Source organism: Deinococcus humi, from assembly GCF_014201875.1.
Classification (GTDB): Bacteria; Deinococcota; Deinococci; order Deinococcales; family Deinococcaceae; genus Deinococcus; species Deinococcus humi.
Window position 1 is genome coordinate 1 of record NZ_JACHFL010000034.1, and the last position, 19,443, is coordinate 19,443.

Here is a 19,443-nt window from a genome sequence, read left to right on the forward strand (position 1 = left end):
CGCCTGCCACACAGTTTCTTGCCAGGTCTTGAAGGCAGTTTGTTGATGGTGCCGACGTCATAGAGCGGGAACGGTGGAGCGGGCAGGGTGATGAAGATTCGTGACGCGGGCGTGCAACTCCACGAAGCCCTGTGCCCATTTTCGTGATCTGAAGCCTCGCTGCTGACGTTCCTGCCTCCGGATGGGACGGTGGGAGTGCTCAACGATGTTGTTGCAGCGAGCGGTCGACACCACCTGGACGTGCTCCACGGGGTGGACGCTGGCGCCATTGGTTTCTACATGCTTTGATCACGATAAGGGGCGGTTGCAAGAAGGGGAAGGGCGATCTAATACCGCCTCGAGGTCGGCGCGACTCTGAGTGGGCTGCCTACATGCATCTTGTGGCGCTGGGCGGCAGGTGCGCACGCTGCGGTGGCGAGCCTCGTCGAGGAGATGCTTCACCTTGACCTGCTCGAAGAAGAGGAGGGCCTCGTGTGGCTAACGCTACTGGGGCGGGCCTGCGGTACGTCCTCCTTGTCGTTCGCGTCGAGCAAGCGGTTGATCAGGATGTTCAAGCAGGGCCAGCTGCGCGGTGACACGACCCTCGGTCTGCTCACGGCTACCCACGTCACCAGCGAGCTGGACGACATCTACACGCCGATGCAGAAAAGGGGCACCTTCGAGACAAAGTGGAGCGTGTTGGCCACAAGGAATTTTGGGGCTGACGTCAGGCGCGCTCCACAGCGTTATGCGGAGGACTCCTGGGCGTTTCACGCTCGCTGCAAGCGCAGCCTCGTGTTGCGTGACTGGATGAACGGCAAAGCGATGGCCGACCTCAAGAACACCTACAAAACGAACGCCTTCATCGTGATGGACGCCGGGAGTATCCGTGGCAGCGCAGACGCGACGTGCTTCCATCTACGGTCTGTGCACGCGCTGGCGTCGGCGCTGCTCGTGACCGGCGATCTCGACGCAGAAGCGTTCGACCGCGAGGTCACGCGCCTGAAGTTCGGACTGCTCAAGAAAGCCCTCGGGCTGCTGGAACTGCCACTGAGGCTCGACCGCAGAGAGATGCTCGCATTGCATGCCCGCGCTGGATCAACGCTGGAGCAGTTGCGCGGCTGGTCGCTGACTGATCTCCAGTCTGCTCTCGGAGAGGATCGTGGGTTTCAGGTCCATGCGGTTCTGTACAGTCCCGCGTGACCGCTTGGGCAGTTCGTCAGTCCTGCGTTCCGCTTTAACAGTGACAAGTATCTGCGGCAGGCGGGTGGTGACATGAATAAAAATCCCTCGATGGACGTTGTGTTCATTGGGGGTACTGCTGACAACCGCGAGTGGGCTGTAGAGGCAGACAGGTCAAAGCGTGGTTGGCTGTGCCCGAGGCGATTGAGCAGAGCAGCTGCTCTGGCTGGAATGCATTCTGATCCGATTACTCACCATGCGGTGAACGGAGCACCGTGGGTTCGTAAACCAGAACATCGGTAATATCCACGTCCTCTCCGGTCAGTGTCCGCAAGCCGTCCAGAATATTGAGCAGGGTTGGCAGGTCAATCCGCGTCGGTTCGTGGCCCCGCTTAGCGATGCGGTACACCGTGTTCATATAGCTCGTCCCCATGGCCTTGCCCAGCGCGTAGGCCGTGAGATTGCGCTCAGCCAGAAAATCAGCCAGGCGCCAGCGGAGAGCAGACATCCCGGCATGGTCACGCATTCGCGTTTTCTTCGCTATTCTCCGTACGCCTAGTTAGGTGTAATGGGTATAAACTGAGCCAGGTGGAAATGGGTCCGTTCTGCATAGCGCATGAAAGCTGCCAGACGTGACACCAACCCCCTTGCAGCACAAGTGCACTCAGGCCTTCAGCGCGGACCAGCGTCACAGGATGAATCGACCGACGGGCGTCGGCTCAGCCCAAAAACATCAACCAGAGCTTGCCCCCACAGCCCCGTCCCCATTCGCTCTTCTGATTCCTCCTCACCCAGACGTCAACGTGACGGACCGGCCCCTGGAGAACCCATGACTACGGACAACCCTCCCCTCCCCAGCCACCTCGGCGGGGCTTCTAGGGTGACCGTGACCCCCTGTGTCGCTGCTGCATTCCAGCAAAACCGGCAGGCCGGGGACGAACCCCGCTCAGGCGCTCTGCTGGGCACGTGGCCCCCTGAAGATCACCAGATCCATGTCACCGAAGCCGTCCCATGCATCGGCCTTGTGCGCGAAACGCCCTCAGCTCACCCCTTTGCCGTGGATCACTCGTACCTGAAGAGCCGACGGAAAATCCTCAACCAACAAGACCATGCCATCTACAGCTCACTCCCCGGGCTCCATCATCGGCACCCGATTGTCACGCTCGGCTACTGGCTGGTCATGCCCAGAGCGCCGCTTGCACCCGGAGAAGACATCGTGGACGCAATGCGTCAGGCCCGTAGCCGCGAACTGGCCCTGCTGGAGCGCGCCATTGCAGCGGGCTGGCTGCGTGGGACGCGACTGATCACTGCAGTCCGCGAGGAATGGGGCGAGACGCGAGTTCGCGCTTATGTGGTGGGTCCCGGGGTGCCGATCCGCCAGGTGATGTTTCCCAGGCATCTGTGGGATCCCAGCGCTCCGGATGGGCCAGCGGTTCGCTTGCCTCCCGAGCGGGACAATGGCCCGGTCCGCGGGGAACTCCATTGAGCGCCGAGCCGAGTCCTGTAAGGCCACGGAGACGTGCTGGGGTGACCCAGCGCGTGACGCTGGCATCCAAGCGGTGGGCCGCTTTTCCATGCTCGCCTGAAGCTTCAGGGAGGTCCACATGGGCGTAGAAGAAGAGTCTCACGTTGAGCTTCAGTCACCTGACCCCATCGCAGATGTGTTCCATGCCATGCAGGTCCACGAGCAGGTGATGCTAGCGGTGGCGAAATACGCGGACGTGAAGCCAGATCAACTCCGCAGAGTGCTGTTCCGACTGGCCGATCAGCCGGACGAGGTCTGGCCCAAGGACAGTGATGAACAGTACGCACAACGCTTCATTACCCTGGCCGGCCTGCCGGACATCTTTACACTGATTGACGACTGGTCCGCCTCAATCCATTACGACATGACCGAGGTGGACGCTCTCCTGAATGGGGTGCCTCCGGCCGTAATGCTGTCTGTCATCAGTCTGCCTGAAGGCGAGGACCGCGAAGACGTGTTGATTCAGGCCTGGGATGGGGGCTGGGACGCGGCGCAGACAGAAGTGGCCGTGCGGGCGATGTGGGACACGCTGGACGTACCGGCCGAGCTGCTGACGGCCATGGACGGATATAAAGCGGCGCTGTCAGATCCGGCGCTGGTTCATGGCTCTGCCAGGTACGCCAGCCTGCGCCGGGCATTGTTTGAGATCGAGCTTGTGTGCAGGGAATTCATTCAGGAGCGGAGGCGCATGTACTGGGAGCAGCGGAATTTTGAGGATCTCGAAGACGACACCTGAGGTGTTGAATGGAACAACCTGGTGAACAGACTGGGCCCTGCTTGATTGCCGCAAATCCAGACTCGGAGGCCAGCGGTCCAGTCTGCGCTGGGCTTCCATTGCATCTCAGGTTTGATCAACGAAATCTCCCCCCGGCGTGATCACAGCGTGGCACCTTTTGTTCTCCTGCCTTTCTGGGCAGGGGGTGGAGGGACGGCCACCCCCGCTCTCCAGCTTCAAAGAATATTGCTTACGCCGAGTGCGTCTGGCCGAGCTTCTTCTCCTTGGCGGGACGCATGTCGCACAGGGTGCCGTAAGGACAGTCGTGGCACGGCTGAGGGAGGCAGAATTCCAGGGGCTGCTTCAGGGGAGGGGCAATCCCGCGCCCGGCCAGCGCTCCCAGCGTACGCGCGACGAACGCCTGGTCCAGGGCCACCAGGCGGGTCTGCTGTCCCCATAGGCGCGGGCGCTCTTCCGGGGCGTGGGAATTGACCAGGCCCTCGGCGCGCAGGGTACGGCCCACCCAGCGGGGTTCTTGCCATTCTGGCGTCTCGGTGGTGTGTTGGCAGCTTCCATCCTCAACCGTCAGCCGCCGCATCTCCAGCATGAGGTGCTTGACGCTGATGCGCTCCTGGTAGCCCTGCTCCACCAGGCTGACCACCGCCCCACGCACCCGATCGGCCGCAGCCATCTCCATCGCTGCTGGCTCGCGGTCTTGCCGGTTCAGCGCAGCGAGCAACTGGGGCGTGAGGACGGGATGGTCAATCAGCGCCGACAACACACGGAGAGGCGCTGTGATCTCTGCCTGCCGGTTACGGTGGTCGGCATGGTGGGTCCGGTAATACCGGTCGATGCGGTGGACGTTTTCCATCACCCACACATGCAGGTTGTCGCGCAGGTTCTGGAGTTCCGGCCCCGACAGGTGTGCGGCTTGGACCAGGCTGGCCAAGGCGTCTTTCGGCACCTCACGGCTCTGGACGTGCAACATGCGCGTCGAGAGGATCTCGCCGGCTCCCCGGGTGTTGGTGATGACCTTGACCCCGTAAAAGTCCAGCTTCTCGACACGCATGGTCCTGGTGTTCGTCCAAGTCTTGGTGGCTGTGTCCTTTTTGTAGGAGACCTTGAGCTGCTGCACGAATTCGCCGAATTCGCCGTTCGCGCTGCGTTTGCCGATCTGCTCCAGATCGTCGAACACGGCCAGCCCATGCAGGTGGTCCAGCATGCGCGCCGCCGCTGCTGCGGTGGTCTGTCCGCTGATGATACTGGCGTTGCAGCCGACGGTGGCCATGGCAAGGCCCAGAGCCGTTTTGCCGGATCCGGCAGGACCAACGATCAGGACCAGCGGCACCGCGTCGAAGATCGGCTGGGCATAGCTGGTTAACACCACGAACGTCAGGAGGGCGTAGTCCTCGGGATAGGGCAGCACCACGGCCCGTTTCAGGTGTTCGTGGACCTGTGTCAACATCTCCTGCGGCGTCACGGTCATGGCACTCTGGATGGGACGGCGCTGGCGGGCCTCACGGAACCGGGTGATGCCCGCCAGGCTGAAGGTGGCCCGAGCTTCGTCAATCACTGGTTCTCGGCTGATGATGGTGCCGTCGTTCAGCGCAAGCACCAGGTCCTCGCGGGGGGTCCCTCTGGGGGCTGGCTGGTGGGCAAAGGTACAAACTACGCCGTCTGAACGCAGCACCATGGTGCGGTAACGCTGCAGCACATTTTCCTGCACCTTTCCGTCCTTGGCCTTATGCTCTTCTACCTGTCGTTCCAGCACCCGGAAGGGGACGTATAGGTGTCCGTTGACGTAGGCGCTGCTGACGTCGACGGGGACGGCAGCGTGCAGGCCGGCCTGCTGCGGAAGTCGTCGGATCGGCTGCGGGCGGACCTCAAAGTCGAGGATGCGGGCCTCCTGGAGGAGCGTTTCAAACTGTGCGGCGGTCTGCCCGCGCTGGAAATAATCCGTCCAGGTGCTGCCCAGCCCTTCAGGCACCCACACTTGGTGAACATCCCGGCCCGCCCACGCATGGATCTGCCAGGCCAGGCGGTCACCAGCTTCATCGGCGTCGTGCCCGAGATAGACCCGGTCCCAGGTCTGCCAGAACGCGGCCGACTTCCAGCGCTCCGGCAGGGCGCTGCCGTGGGTGCGGGTGATGATGCACAGGCGATCTGCCAGGGCGGTGTTCTGAATGACCTGCCAGAGCCGCCAGCTCTCCCAGGCCGTTCCACACACGAACAGGGAGGTGCGTCCGGCAGCGGGAGTCACCCAGTACGTGTCGGGAGGTCCAGTGGCCCAGGCCTCTGAAGAGGCTGGGGTGTTCTGGGTCAAACCGGGAACATGCAGGCGTACCCGCTTCCTGCGGGCCGTTCCCAGAGGGTCGAGCACTGGAAAGCAGAGGGCCTGCGTATAGTCACTTTCTCCCCCGTTGTACTGGGTCAGACCCAGGGAGAAGTGCAGGATGGTCTGCTGGATCAGCCCGAATGAGAGGAGAAAAGCCAGGGCAGGCTCATTTTTCAGCAGCAGCCCGGTGGCGCTGCTCAGACTGCGGGGGTGGGCCGGGGCCAGGAGTTGACCCGCCTGCGTGTGTGGGAAGAAGGTAGGTTGGGAGACCGTGGGGCGGTGGACTGTGAAGTCCCTGGCCCACTGAAGGGCACCGTCGATGTCTGTCCCCAGGGTCCGGGCAATCAGTGCGAAGATGTCACCGCTCGAGGGATTCGCCGCTGGGCGCTGGTCCGTCCAGTGGCCCAGCCGGGTCTGGTCGTGTCCCTCAATGGTCAGCCTGACGCTCGGAGTGCCAGGAATGTCGCTGACCTGCCACTGGGTGCCGTTCCAGACGGCGCGCCCATTGTAGAGGGTTTGGATGACCTTAGGGAGATCCTCAAGAAGGAGCGCTTCAAGCACCGGCACGCTGCCCATCAAGACTTGTCTCCACCGAAGATCGTCAGCTCCTGGAACACCCGTTTGAGACGGTCTTCAGGCAAAAAGCGCGCATAGTGCTTGGCCACAATCTCCGGGCTGTCCAGCAGAAGATCTGCCGCCAGCTCGATAGAACCTGTGGTCTTGATGACGTGGGTCGCCAAGATGTCACGAAAAGCGTGGATGGAGAAGGGTAAAACGCCGGCAATTCCGCATCCCCTGAGCGACCGTTCAGACAGGTATTCACGGGTCCACGCTCTCACCATATCTCCCAGGCTCATTGTTGTCAGTTCTTTGCCAGAGTGGCTAGGGAACAGTCGTTCAGAGCCTCCCACGATGGTGGGCCAGTAGTCGCGCAGATACAGTTCCAGGAGTGGAACGAGTGGTTTCAACGGTTGCTCGTTGAAGCTCAGGACAATCGCCTTTTCGCCGTTGCGATCTACAAAAATCTTCTTGTTTCTATGATTCTTAAAGTCATTGAAGGGGAGCGTAAGTTGCCAGTCACCCTTCGAGTCCCTACTCAGGGTACCGGTGTTGTCCTCCCGATAGCTCATAATTCTCCAGTGCTTGGACCGGAGTGGGAGGCGAACCAGCATCGAGAGAAGCAACAGATTTCGCCACTTGGCGGCGTAGGCTGGGACAGATTTGCTGTTCTTCTTCTCAGTTTGTTGGAGTTCTCTTGCATAAAACTTGAGAGCGTTCATGATGGGCGAGAGTGGGCTCTCTAAATCAAGAATAGGCGAAATCGGGAAAAAAGGCTCTCTGGTGTAGCCAATTTGATTTCTACTTTTGAGTATTTTGAGAGACTTTATTAGTCCTTCGCGATTAATATCACAGTGCTTCTCCCATCCACCGAGAAGATCAATAGAATCTTGCTGTTTTTGAGGGAGATTGGATTTAAGCTCGGGACTCTGGTAAATCCAACCAGTACCGCTACGTAATAGCGAGACTATTGTTTCAATAAACAAAACAGTTCCAGTATTGTATTTACCTGACCTAGATTTACGGAAATCTAGATAATCTTTGACAACATTAGAAAAGCTCAACCAGCTCATAGTCAAATCGCAAGATCTCATATTTCTTCCACTCTGATATAGATTAGCTGAGTCGCATGGTAGGCAAAGGTAGCCATAAAAACCCTCTAATTTATCTTGAATTATATCAGCGGTAGTGCTGGACCATGCACTACTGCGGTCCTCATTCGCAAAGCTATCAGGATCTGTCTTGTATTTTCTTAAGATATGCCACTCAGAAACGAGTCTATTGGGCCAGTTCTGTATTTTAAAATGATAAGGCATGTTAATAAGCAACTTAAGCCTCTCATTATAATTATTCTTACGAAATTGGTTTTCTACAGTAGCAAGTGCTTTATCAAATAGGCGCTTAAAATCATACGTTTCGCTTTTGAATGCACTATCTGAAAGCTGTTTAATTACTGCCAACCTCTTGTATTTATTAGACCGCTTGTCCCATCCTTCAGGCCACCACTCTTCCGGTATGTGGAAGAGAGGTTTATGCTCAAGGCGACTTGTAAACAATCTCTGAGTTAGTACCCCAGGAGCAGTGTCCAATGCTAGTTCTAGTTGGCGTACTTTTCTAAGATCACTGGGTTGGCATCTGCCACTTACCCACTTCTTAAGACTGCGAATCGAAATACCCGTTTCTCCAGCAATAGAAGTCTGATTTTTTTCACTGATACCGATCAGAAAACTGAGTGCGTCAGCGAATTTCATCGGTAGACTTTGATCCTTAATCAAAAAGAGTTGAAATCCGTGCCACCTGCGGAGGCGAGCAACAACAGGGGGATTTCCATTTATTATCTTGAGTTCTGAGAGGGAGGATTGGAATTCACTTCCGAGATGCGGCTCAGTTGACGATTCATCACTCAATTCACAGGCTTGCATAAATTGTTTCAAGGTACTGTAATAAGAGTTTATACTAGAAGGGGCTAAACCAGTAGAGAGAAAATAACTTCTTCCATAAAGCTTGAGCTCGTGGTATGTTGGAATGCCTTTTTGATTCGAGATACTTATTTCTTGAAGCCAATTTACTGTCGATAACTCAATGAGGCCCAGTCGAATAATCTGCTCATCTATCAGCTCTCGGTGAGGTGTACCCGGTTCAAAATAGCTTTCTGGCACTCCGGTTTCCTGAGCGACCATCCTATAGTCGCAACTTCCTTGAATACACGGGAGCTTCCGATGCTGCAATATTAAATGCTCAAGCCAATTTTGAATATTCGCCACATGTTCATCAGAGATTGACATTATGTCACCTTCCATAATTTCACAAACCTGTGCTTGTGAGAAGAAATGGTGCAAGAGCACAATATGGGTCCAATCTATTGTCGCAAACGCCCGCACTATAACTTCTCGGAGGACTAACTGTTTAAAATCATTCCTTTATCAAATTTATCTTTTAAGACATAATCCTGTCTCCTTTATTTCTCTGTGAGGCTACTCTGATTGAAAGACCTTTCTTTAGCAGAAAATCTTCATTATTTCTCTAATTTAGCTGTGTTTTAGTCAAACTGAGTATATTGTCTATCACCCAATGCATCTTAACATAATGTACTTAAATCGAGGAGTAAACAAATTTAATTTCCAATTAGATTTCCATGGGATTTTTTATAACATAGCGCCGCTCTATATGCAAATCCGCCATAAAAGAATATTTAGCGTGAGTGACATGAGATGTGCCATAGCTTCAAAATTCAAGAGTCATGACACACGTAATCCAAATGACGTAAAATAAATTTACCTATTTATATTAAGATATATTTTAGTATACGAGCGATAATTTAGTATTGCAAATTATTACAAATTCAATTTTGCAAACAAAAAGGAGATTCTCGAAAATTTATTCGACTACAACGCACTTTTTATGTGTTGATGATATCGGTACAAGTATATACGGTAGTGTTCTGCCGTATCTTTAGAAATTGCAATCAAAAAGCGTCGACCGTGTCTAGCACGATTTTTTTAATGACTGCTGTCAGATGCTCTCTTTTGCAAATGCGACACAAAAGGGCAGGGCAATATCTAGACTGTATTTTAATAATAGAAGCGCCCACTAAAATCATAACTAAGTCAAAATCAATGACTTTTAAGCAAGTCTCTTGTGACTAATTCCTAATTTGAGTCTTTGCATACCCAAGGTCTGGAATACAAGAAATGTAGACAACCGGATAATTTGCCTCATGTCACTCACGTTCTTAATTGGTTAAAACTATATGAGTTATTAGGCAAGATCATGAATGACCCTCACCTCTCTATGGCCCTTCGACTTTAGGAGTCTGGTGTCCTGTACGTTATTTACGCGACCAAGCCGGCGATCATCATCAACGGAGCCATGCCACGTGCGTCAGCGTGAGGCATGGCATTTGAGCAGCAGTACGAGGAATTGAGCCTCAGCCACGTCACCATCGACGGCATCAAGGGTTAGCGGTGGCCCGCGTCGAACTGCCAGATGGCACAGCACGCTCCTGCGCTCCCGCACACCCCATTGTTACGGACTGTCGGACCGGGCCGAGCTGCGTCTCGCGCGACGTGACCTGACCCCGCGCATCGAGGCCATCTTCTTCTCGTTGGCGTGGCCGAGCTGGAGGGCGAGGGCTAATGCGTGGGCGGGCCGATGATCGCCTCGGTTCCCCGGCCTGGGAGCAGGAGACCAGGCGCGACGAAGTGCGCCCGGCAGATCAACTCCGCTTCATGCGGCGCTCCCGGAGACGTTGATGCCCCGTATGGACGGTGGGCCTGGTGCCTGTGCGTATGTCGCTGGACGAGGCCAAGCGCTATGCGACGTTCAACGCCCGCGTGGAGAGTTTGGAGGACAGCTCAGATTCCGGGAGGCCTTCCAAAATCAGCGCTGCGTGATCCCGCTAGCGGGATCCTGGGAGTGGTCGGTGCGTGAGGGGGTCAAGATCCAGGTCAGGATCGCCAGGAGGCATTTTGAGCTCCTGCCGGTGGCAGGGCTGTGGAACTGCGTTCAGACGTTGGATAGGCCGCTAAAGAGTTGCATGATTTGACCCGGCCATCGACGGCGGGTCTAGTGGAGGTGTATGCCGCATGCCGGCGCTGCTGCTGAGCAAGGACATCTATGTATGGCGGGCCGAGTCCCTACAGCACGACCACGCGGCTGCCCTCAGGGGCTGGCAGCCGCGCATTTTGAGCGTCACGTCCGTGGGACTGAGAAGTGTGCTCTCAATCTGCTGATGCCAGGATCAACAGCGACTACTGCAGGCCAGTAAACCTCAAACCGGTCTCGCGCAGCATCGTCGCGGCTCCGTGGACGTGTTCAGCGTCAGCACCTGCCCACTGCCCGCTAGTCCATACAGGACGCTGCCCTGGAAGGTCAGGGCAAAGACGTCGGTCTTGTCCGTCCCGCCGATCACGGTGGCCTTGCCCATGAGCGGGTCGATGCGGGCCAGCGAGACGGAAGCACCTACAATGGGGCGGACCGTGCCGTAGAGGTTGCCTGTGCCATCCGCATCCAGAGCGTTGATGTTCTCGCTTGTGCCCAGTGCGTCCATGCTGTTGACCGCTCCATCGCTCAGATTAATCCGGACCAGATTGCTGAAGGTCACCCACTACAGTTCGGTGCCAGTCAGTGCCACGTCGGTTAGAGAGCTGCTGTGCTTCAGATCGAACTGTTTCTCGTCTTGACCCGTTCCACTCAGGACAATGCTGTACAGCGCGTTGTTGGTCACAGCGTAAGCACGGGCATTTGGGTGGTTATTATCTTAGAAAGGCGGCGTGGTTCCACCACTCCCACAGGCAGACAGGATGAGCGCGGCGACGGATAGCAAAGCGATTTTGCTCAACTGGAACCTCCGCATCCTGTACAGATTCTCTATTTCGGATGATCAGACAGATTTGCCAACCTTTAAGTCCTCAGCGGAGCGTTTGCGGGACCATTGTTCAGATGGACGCATTGATGGTTGAAACAGATGATGTTTACGATTTTTCTTCTGGCTCACAGCTCTCATGCAGTTCCTTGAGTCCGATGGTGCGCCCCAACATCTGATCCAACATGTCCGCCAGACAGGTGAGCTCGTGAGCCGCCCCCGAAAACCGGTCCAGGTCAGCCTGGAATCTCTGACGGGCGATGGATGGATGCAATCTGGGCTGCGAACGCTCCAGGAGCGAGGTTTCCCAGCCCCGAATGCGGCCTGACGTCATTATAGTCGGCCCTCCAACGTTCGATCTTCTCCGCTGCGTCTTCCAGCGACAGGAACCAGTGGGTGTTCAGGCACTCGTCCCGAAAGCTGCCATTGAATGACTCGATATGTGCATTATCCTGAGGCCGTCCAGGACGTGAAAAATCAAGAGTGACGTGCTGCTCGTAAGCCCAGAGGTCGAGCGCTTTACTGACAAATTCACTGCCATTGTCCACCTGGATCCGCTCGGGGGACCCCCGAGTTTGCGTCACGCTCCGCATGATTTCCACCACACGATCCGCGCGAATGCTGACATCGACGTGGATGGCCAGGCATTCCCGCGAAAAGACGTCCAGCAGCGTCAACGTGCGAAACCGCTTCCCGTTAAACAGCGCATCGGAGACGAAATCCATTGACCAGACCTGGTTCACCTTCATAGGATCTGTTCGCGCCGCGCGGTGCGCGGCACTGACCCGTCGGCGGGGCCGCTTCATCCGAAGATTCAGGCCCGCCTGCTGATACAAGCGGTACAGCCGCTTGTGATTGATCTGCCACCCTTCACGTTGCATCAGGATGTGGATGCGCCGGTACCCATAGCGCACACGGGTCTGGGCGATCTCGGTCATCCGTTGCAAGATGACGGGCTCATCCTGTTTGCGTCTGGGCGCGTATCGGAACGAGCTTCGCGGTGCGCGAAGCACTCGGCAGGCCCGCCGTTCGCTGACCCGATAGCCAACTTGCAGATGCTGGACCAGGGATTCGCGTTGGACGGGCCTCAGAGCTTTGATTTGATGACGTCCTGAAGCATGACTTTGTCGAGGCTGAGGTCGGCCACCAGCTGTTTGAGCTTCCGATTTTCATCTTCGAGCTGCCTCAAGCGGCGGAGTTCCGTGACCCCCAGGCCACTGAACTTCTTCTTCCAATGGTAAAATGTCGACTCGGCGATTCCCATTTTTCGGCAGATTTCACCGACTGCCACGCCAATTTCGGCCTGGTTGAGCGCGAACGCGATCTGCTCTTCCGTGTGCTTCGTTCCCTTCATGCTGACCTCCGGGGATGGTTCCCCTATGGTGCCAGACACTCCATTCTCAGGTGGATCGGTTTTCGGGGAGCAGGTCACTCGGATTATGCGGGCATGGTGGCACGGTGGGTGGAACATTAGAGAATTCGATCTCTAGCCCAACAATGAGATCAAGCTGGGGCTTGACCGAAATGGAGTGCATGGTAGGAATGTCTTCCAAACCGCCTGAGTTGTGCGCGTTGTGATTACCTTTGTTCTCTAACTGGCATTAATCGACATGGATGCTCAACTGCTTTCCTCTAATGCTTCTGCTTGCGCCAATGCTTGAAGAAGAGGAATGGACAGTGGGGGAGAGTTGGTGCATGTTGACTGTTTTATAACGTCGGTTTATCACGCGAGCTGCCTCACCGCTCCATCTCTGATCTCCAGAAACATGAACAGTCTTCGTTCATCGAAAGGACGGACAACTCAGGCGATCGGGCGTGAAAACCCAGTCAGCCGCGCGTCCCATCATTGCGCGTGCAGGTGACAGTAAGAAGTGTCCAATCCATCTCACGTGGATTTTCCCGACCTTTGACAGCGTTAAATACACCTGCTTTACCACCGTCTGCAGCGCGTCGCGCTCAGTTTCTACCTGAGCATCAGACCCTGATGTTTTTTTACTTGTCCCCAGTCAGGTCCTCCTTGACGATTTGCCACTCCACAATTTCGCTTACGCCTTCCATCACGTTCAGCGGTCACTGGACCCTGCGTGCATACTTGGCTCTGTACGACACACCTGAGCGATTGACGCACGCGCCGTGCACCAACACGCGCCAACGCCAGGACCTATGGCTGATCGGATCGGAGTTTTCGATAGCGCTATTCTTCCGCCAACGGGGGACTGAACTTGATGCACCACTTGCAAAGCATCTCGTGGCGGACCCAACACCGCGCTGATGCAGCTATTCCTTGCCGTACCGATAGCTCAGTAAAAAGAGGGCATAGCGGGAGGCCCTATGGCCGCGGCCGGGCGGCCTCGAGGTCATGAAGCACGTCGGAGTCATGCGAATGGGGCGGTGGCGTCGTAAACCTACATCCAACTCAGGGGCGTGCCTGGCACGGGAATCACTGTGGCGCGCCCACCAGCCGCCTGGAGCGCTTTGTGCAGGGCGGCCAGTCCCGCTGCTTCCAGATCGCGGAACACGGTAGGTCGTGCCCCTTGGGGCAGCGGGTACCTGCGTGCGCGCAACGCGTTCGTCACAATGAGCGGATTATGCCGCCCAGGCAGACCAGCATGGGCATGTGGTGATTTCAGCTGGGGTGCCCAGCAAACTGTGCACAGAGATCCAGGGCGTACCCGAGTGGCACGCCGTGCCCATGGGTGTGAAGGGAGGCCTTCAGGGTGTGGCCCTGCGATTTGAACGACGCATGCCAGGGGTGGACGGTGCGCATCTCAACGCCAGTGCGGGCGGTCAGATGCGGGAATCCTACGGTGCCCCGCGCCACCAGCAGTGAAAGTGAGAGCGCATGGGGGATTACGGTGTGGACTGCATTGATCTTCATCATCTCCAGGGGTAGGGGTAGGAAGCGGGCGACCAGCTGGCCTCGCCCGTTAGTGGAGCATGCACGCCCTGGGTCCTGGGCGTATCAAGGGGAGGCCCTGCTCAATCCTCCAGTGGGGCAGCGCATGGCGCCCATGACGCTCACAGAACCCTATGATTCGTGGACATGACGCGCTCAGGTTACAAGAAACCCGCCAAACCGGTGCTGTTCATCTCCCACTACGCCAAGGAAAAGGACGTGGCGCTGGCGCTCCAGCAGACTCTGGACCGAGCCTTCCTCGGATCATTCGAGGTGTTCGTATCCTCAGACACGGCCAGCATCACGATGGGCGCAGACTTCGACACCACGATCCGCGACGCCCTGAAACGGGCGTTCTACGGCCTATGTCTGTTCACGCCGGAAAGTTTGAAACGTCCCTGGATCAACATCGAGTTCGGTGCCCTTTGGTATGCCGAGAAGCCTGCCGTTCCCGTGTGCTTCGGAGGTCAGTCGGTCGGCACGCTCCCTCCGCCGTACAGCAGCAAAAACGGTCTGGACGCCACCAATGTGGACGCGCTGAATAAATTGGTGGCCAACATTGCCAAGGAACGTGACCTGGGACCTCCAACGATCGACTGGACCCCCTTCATCACGGTCGTCAAGGCATTCAATGACCGGGCGACCCACCCCTGGACAGGAACGGACGTGGAACGCCAGGTATTCATGGCGCTCTACGCTGATGTATACGATGCCGAGCTCCAGGAACCCTTCTACCCCCAGTGGGATCAGGTTGACGTCCCGACGCTGGCTGCACAACTGAGGCTCACGCCAAAGCAGGTTGAGGACGCCTTCGAGATCCTGGTTGAACAGAAGCTCATCCAGGGAAGCATCGGGTATGGCGGGGCGCTCGTCGCCTTGGACTGGACGCAGCCAGGGTGGGCGCAGTATGTCCGCATGGTACACACGGACTGGTCGGACGTCCAGCAGCGCATTCGCACGGCGGTAAACGGTCACCCGGACCATGTCGATGCCATGACCATGGCTGCGCAGCTGCGTCTGGGCTACTGGCCCGTCGCGCTGGCGCTGTACGAGTGGAAAGCCGCTGGACTGGTGACGCTGTCTGAGTCGAGTGCTGGCGTCAGCATCGTGTGGCGCTCCCCGAGACTGGCGAGACCCGACCCGGCGTGACCTGCACAACGCAACATTCACGCGAAGCCTATGGTTCGGACCTATGACGCGCTCAGGTCGCAGAAAGTCCGCCGCGGACAAGAAGGTCTTGTTCATCTCCCACTCTAGAGGTGGCCTTGGTGGTCCGGGCCACCTAGAGTCGCACGTTCATAGAGGCGTTCGAGATCTTCGTCTCGTCAGACATGGACAACATCACTTTGGGCGCGGAGTTTGACGCCAGAATCCGCGGCGCCCTGAAACGGGCGTCCTATAGCCTGTTCTTGTTCACGCCGGGAAGTCTGAAACGACCCTGGATCAACACCAAGTTTGGTGCCCTCTAGTTCGGGGGGACACCAGCCGTCCCGTTGTGCTTCGGTGGCCAGTTGGTCGGCGCGCTTCCTGCGCCGTATAGGAACAGAAAGGGACAGCTGACTTGCGATATAGATGAGTAACCGCAGCAGGAGACTTGAAGTCGCGGAGCGACCTCATTAATGACCTGGGCCAGGGTGCGACGATCTTACCGAACATCATCGCGCCCCAAACGCGTTCCTCTAGCCCTCAACGCTTCCGTTCGTGCTCCTCTCTCCGCCACTGCTTCTCCCCTAGAAACGCCTGCAACCGTCGCAACCCCGCCGCCGTCACGTCAGGCTCAGGTTCATCCCGCAATCCCAGGAACTCCCGGAACGTCAGGCCCAGCCGGGCCGAAGGTCTCCCCGATCCGCGCCACCGCTGCCTGTTGATCTGGCGTCATCGTCAACCACCTGCTCACCTTGCCGTCCGCGTCGCCCGAAACCGAAAGGGTCCGCACGATCATCCCGCCCTGCTCTGCCCGGATGAGCTACCCCAGTCCGACGCCTGCTGCCGTGAGCCTGGAGATGCGTCGTGCATGACCTTCACCAGCCTCCTGAACCTGGAGAAGGCCATTTGGTTTTTTCAGACCGTCACAATCAAAGGCGGCGAGCTCACGCCCATAGTGGACAGGTCGCTCTACGATTCACGCTTGTGTGCCCTCCGGGAAGGTTTGCCACCCATGCCACGTCTAGGCTTCCACCTAGCGAGGGTTGGGACAGTTGCAAACCGCCTCTGCAGAAAAGCAAGGCAAGCCTGTGCAAGCGCGAGGCCTTCAGCATCATGTGCCTGTTGCTGTTCGGCCCGTGTGGCCGCTCGGTCAAGGTACCGATCAGCGATGACACTTACGGCGACGCTGAACAGCGCCAGACCGATGCCAATATGAGCGACAACAGTCGGAACAGGCGTGGGGCATGACTGCTCAACCGCAGCCCAAGACGGGAGCCAACGACATCAGCCAGGCGTCCACCAGATCCTGGGCCGTCTGCGGGGGGATAACGCCCCAGAGGGACGCGCGCAGGCTACCCTGGCCCTGTGAACCGGCAGCAGCGGCGGCAGAGAGAGCAGAAGAGCCAGAAAAGACCACCCCGTACAGCACCTGAACAGGTGGTCACCGGCACCATAGATCGCCCTGACAGCAGCCTCTGGTTGACGCACATGACCGTTCCTTTCCAGGAGGGCCGCCCGCACCCTTCGTCCGCCGGAAGCGAAGGGCCATACGCCGTGATGATCACCTTGATGCACCCCACCATGTCCATTTTCGGCACGGCCCTCATGCATCATCCTGGCGGCATCATGGGCGACAGCCTCCTCGTGCTGGACCAGGCGTTTGAGGTCACGGGCGTGACGCCGCGAGGTGCCCACCAATTCCAGCTTCTCCCGAATGGCCAGGGCCGTCTGGGCATGGTGAAGCTCATCGTCCGTGCCTCAGACCTCCACACTGCCGAACGGCAGGCGATGGAGGTGGCACAGCCGTTCCTGAGTTTGCTGGCGGCCACACAGAACGTGCCCCTGAGCGTCCATGCGGTCACGACAGTGGAGCAGGACACCGGGGTGATCGCCCTCAGTGCCGGACTGGCCGGCAAGGAAAAGCGCCTAAGCCTCGAAGGGTTCTCCCCGTTACCGGTAGTGACCGATGAACAGATAGCCAACGTGTTCAGCGCCTACCGTGAAGCGCTGGGGGCCCAGGATCCCTTCCAGAAAATCATCAGCCTCTGGCGAGTGTTCGAGGGGTTGAAGAGTGTCCGGCAGACGATGCTTCAGGCCGTTCCGGCGCAAGAACGCGAGACGGTCTTGCGCAGAGGGAAACTGCCCACGTCCATCGAGACAGTGCCGGAGCGCTACCGGGACGGGGTAGACGATGCCACGCTCACGCGTGTGCTTGGAAAGTCGCATCAGGCAGCGGTGGAGCAGTTCACCAGTGAGTATCGCGATGCCGTCGCACACCTGACACTCAAGCCCGACAGGGACGGTACCCCCAGGCCGGTGCGAACCGCCGACACGTGGAGTGACGTGATGGCCTGCTGGAACGTCGCCCAGCTGCTGGAATACGTGCTGCGGGAGTTCCTGAAAGAAACCATAGGTATGCATCCTCAATACAGGAGCTTGACGTTCGACTGAAGTGCCCGCAGGAGGCGGTCCTCCTGGGGCTGGGGATTAGCTTACTGCTGTCGGTCCTTCGAGGAGGCGTAGAACTTGTGAATTCGTGGCCGGATAGGCAACCACTGTGGTGAACGATGGAGAATCTCTGTCTGGGCCTCAGTACACTTCCTGGGTTGTGCCTATGGGCTGGGGGAAGACCGATGAGCAAGAAAAAGGAAAAGGTGATCGGGGTCTGCCCCATGTGTGGTGAGGAAACGGATCTGATTCAGAGCCACATTGTTTCGCGCTTTGTTATTGAGGCCATGAAAGCCCGCGGAAGTGGCCGCCTGCGGCACTCTCAGAACATGGACAAGGTGGTCCAGGATGGCCCGAAACCATACCTGCTGTGCCGCCGATGTGACAACAGGCACTCCGGCAGCGAAACGAAATTCAACACTCGCCTGTACCAGCCGCTGCTCGACGGCGAACCGGGCCCCATTGACTACGACGACTGGCTAAAGACGTTTGTGATTTTCACCACGTATAAGAGCCTGCTCCACCAGCGCCAAAGTGGGCTTCTCACCATTGAAGGGATTGACCCCTTCCTGCCGGCCATCGACACAGCCATCGAGACGTTTCGCGCTTCTCTCAGTGGCGAACGAGCCGACCCAGGTAGATACAGGCACTACATCACGGTCATTCCCATCAATATCGACAGCGCTGAGGATGACGTCCCGGACCTGGCCCTGCAGGCCCTCGGCGGCCATACAACAAGCGAAGTGCTGATCACCGACGCGGACGAAGATGAGCCGGCCACCTGCTTCCATTACGTCGTGATGCCGCAGTGCATTTTCTGGACCTATATCGAACCCCAGGCAATGCCAATTCCCGGCAACTACGCCGGAGTCCTCCCGGAAGAGATTCATGATTCAGGCACGCTTCTGCTGAACCAACCCCGACTCGTCGGGATTCACGGCGGCATTGCCAGCCGGCTGAAATACAACCTGCAACAGATTCGGAGCGCGAACCTTAAAACTAAAACGCTCGAAGCGATGCAACGGACGGCCGAGAATCTTCCCGAGGACTTCGCCAGCACACCTGTCGCGCGGTTCAGGCGCCTTGCTGAGAAAGTTGACGCCCAAAGGCGGCGAAAGAAGTAACCGTTCCACCATGAGCGCGAAATTGCACCTGCGAGTTTCGCGCTGCTACTTCTTGTGGTCTGAAACGACTGCTCCTGGCCCTGCCCCTTCTGCTCGCCGCCCACACCAACCCGACGCAGCCGGACCATGAGTCCCGGCTGCGCGTCATTGCCATTACCGTCGGAGAACGCCTTGACCTGGCTGCCACCCTCGAGGGCGCCGACAGCCAAGCCCTCAGGTGTGCCCTTGCCCAGGTCAAGGATCCGGCGGGGCGCTGAACCTCCTGCCGTACGCCAGAAGCAAGGTCGCGTACGTCACCACCCTCCCTGCCGTGAGCAGCCCCCACCATGTCACCGTCCTCATCCGCGCGCGCCCGGAACTTCGAGCACGTCACCGCGGCCACACCCATCCGCGTCAACTGAACGGCCACGTCCGTCGCCAACCGATCCCTCCTCTGAAGTCCACCAGATCGGCCGCCTCATCGCCACCGTGATTACTACTGATACGGGTTGTGTTGCCTTAACCGGCTCAGGGTAGGCTGACCCGCCGTGACCGATGCCAACCCCTACCGCCACCGCTTTCCCACATTGATCATTCAGCATGCCCTTTGGCTGTACCATCGTTTGCCCCTAAGCTACCGGGACGTTCAGGAATTGCTGCACCAGCGCGACCCAAAAGGTCAGCCATGAGAC

14 protein-coding genes and 2 pseudogenes are annotated in these 19,443 nt (G+C 57.7%); 9 read left to right on the forward strand and 7 right to left on the reverse strand.

Going from position 1 to position 19,443, the window contains the following annotated elements; all coding sequences use genetic code 11:
• Positions 1 to 57: 57 nt before the first annotated feature.
• Positions 58 to 246, reverse strand: a pseudogene (locus tag HNQ08_RS25965) (DDE-type integrase/transposase/recombinase); the annotation flags it as partial.
• Between the two features lie 165 nt (positions 247 to 411).
• Here HNQ08_RS25965 and HNQ08_RS25970 point away from each other — a divergent pair.
• Complete coding sequence (locus HNQ08_RS25970) at positions 412 to 1,182, forward strand: hypothetical protein (protein ID WP_184138159.1); 771 nt, start codon at positions 412 to 414, stop codon at positions 1,180 to 1,182.
• A gap of 226 nt (positions 1,183 to 1,408) precedes the next feature.
• On the opposite strand, the gene HNQ08_RS25975 is transcribed toward HNQ08_RS25970, so the two are convergent.
• The gene (locus HNQ08_RS25975; RefSeq protein ID WP_184138161.1) at positions 1,409 to 1,669 is read right to left on the reverse strand and encodes a helix-turn-helix domain-containing protein; all 261 of its coding nucleotides are present in this window, start codon (positions 1,667 to 1,669) and stop codon (positions 1,409 to 1,411) included.
• A 708-nt stretch (positions 1,670 to 2,377) separates the two neighbouring features.
• Between HNQ08_RS25975 and HNQ08_RS25980 the strand changes: the two genes are divergently transcribed.
• Both HNQ08_RS25980 and HNQ08_RS25985 read left to right on the forward strand, forming a co-directional pair.
• Positions 2,378 to 2,647: a hypothetical protein gene (locus tag HNQ08_RS25980; protein ID WP_184138177.1), complete on the forward strand. Its 270-nt coding sequence runs from the start codon at positions 2,378 to 2,380 to the stop codon at positions 2,645 to 2,647.
• A gap of 118 nt (positions 2,648 to 2,765) precedes the next feature.
• Positions 2,766 to 3,422 (forward strand): hypothetical protein, encoded by a 657-nt coding sequence (locus HNQ08_RS25985; RefSeq protein WP_184138179.1) that lies wholly within the window; start codon positions 2,766 to 2,768, stop codon positions 3,420 to 3,422.
• A 229-nt stretch (positions 3,423 to 3,651) separates the two neighbouring features.
• Here HNQ08_RS25985 and HNQ08_RS25990 read toward each other — a convergent pair whose 3' ends face one another.
• Together HNQ08_RS25990 and HNQ08_RS25995 are read right to left on the reverse strand one after the other, a co-directional pair.
• Complete coding sequence (locus tag HNQ08_RS25990) at positions 3,652 to 6,312, reverse strand: hypothetical protein (protein ID WP_184138181.1); 2,661 nt, start codon at positions 6,310 to 6,312, stop codon at positions 3,652 to 3,654.
• Positions 6,312 to 8,579, reverse strand: a complete 2,268-nt coding sequence (locus tag HNQ08_RS25995) for a hypothetical protein (protein WP_184138183.1) — start codon at positions 8,577 to 8,579, stop codon at positions 6,312 to 6,314. Before HNQ08_RS25995 ends, HNQ08_RS25990 begins: the two co-directional genes overlap by 1 nt.
• Positions 8,580 to 10,054: 1,475 nt before the next feature.
• On the opposite strand from HNQ08_RS25995, the gene HNQ08_RS28380 reads away from it, so the two are divergent.
• Positions 10,055 to 10,339 (forward strand): SOS response-associated peptidase family protein, encoded by a 285-nt coding sequence (locus tag HNQ08_RS28380; RefSeq protein WP_425321378.1) that lies wholly within the window; start codon positions 10,055 to 10,057, stop codon positions 10,337 to 10,339.
• Between the two features lie 225 nt (positions 10,340 to 10,564).
• Here the strand turns inward: HNQ08_RS28380 and HNQ08_RS26005 are convergent, their stop codons facing one another.
• The 3 genes from HNQ08_RS26005 to HNQ08_RS26015 form a co-directional block, all read right to left on the reverse strand.
• Complete coding sequence (locus HNQ08_RS26005) at positions 10,565 to 10,897, reverse strand: NHL repeat-containing protein (RefSeq protein ID WP_184138187.1); 333 nt, start codon at positions 10,895 to 10,897, stop codon at positions 10,565 to 10,567.
• A 497-nt stretch (positions 10,898 to 11,394) separates the two neighbouring features.
• Positions 11,395 to 12,512, reverse strand: a protein-coding gene (locus tag HNQ08_RS26010) for an IS3 family transposase (RefSeq protein ID WP_184138189.1) whose coding sequence is annotated in 2 segments (ribosomal slippage) — positions 11,395 to 12,257 and positions 12,257 to 12,512 — 1,119 coding nt in all. Because the reading frame shifts where the segments join, the coding sequence is not laid out codon by codon here.
• A gap of 1,051 nt (positions 12,513 to 13,563) precedes the next feature.
• Complete coding sequence (locus HNQ08_RS26015; RefSeq protein WP_184138190.1) at positions 13,564 to 13,734, reverse strand: hypothetical protein; 171 nt, start codon at positions 13,732 to 13,734, stop codon at positions 13,564 to 13,566.
• Positions 13,735 to 13,775: 41 nt separating this feature from the next.
• Here HNQ08_RS26015 and HNQ08_RS26020 point away from each other — a divergent pair, with 41 nt between their 5' ends.
• The 5 genes and pseudogenes from HNQ08_RS26020 to HNQ08_RS26040 form a co-directional block, all read left to right on the forward strand.
• Positions 13,776 to 13,988 carry a hypothetical protein gene (locus HNQ08_RS26020; protein ID WP_184138192.1) on the forward strand — a complete coding sequence of 71 codons (213 nt, stop codon included), beginning with the start codon at positions 13,776 to 13,778 and terminating at the stop codon, positions 13,986 to 13,988.
• A gap of 213 nt (positions 13,989 to 14,201) precedes the next feature.
• Complete coding sequence (locus HNQ08_RS26025; protein ID WP_184138194.1) at positions 14,202 to 15,203, forward strand: toll/interleukin-1 receptor domain-containing protein; 1,002 nt, start codon at positions 14,202 to 14,204, stop codon at positions 15,201 to 15,203.
• Between the two features lie 1,485 nt (positions 15,204 to 16,688).
• Entirely contained in the window at positions 16,689 to 17,651 is a 963-nt protein-coding gene (locus tag HNQ08_RS26030; protein WP_184138196.1) for a methylamine utilization protein MauJ, read from the forward strand.
• Positions 17,652 to 17,833: 182 nt separating this feature from the next.
• Positions 17,834 to 18,772 carry a hypothetical protein gene (locus HNQ08_RS26035; protein WP_184138198.1) on the forward strand — a complete coding sequence of 313 codons (939 nt, stop codon included), beginning with the start codon at positions 17,834 to 17,836 and terminating at the stop codon, positions 18,770 to 18,772.
• Between the two features lie 527 nt (positions 18,773 to 19,299).
• Positions 19,300 to 19,419: pseudogene (locus HNQ08_RS26040) on the forward strand (IS6 family transposase); the annotation flags it as partial.
• Positions 19,420 to 19,443 lie beyond the last annotated feature (24 nt).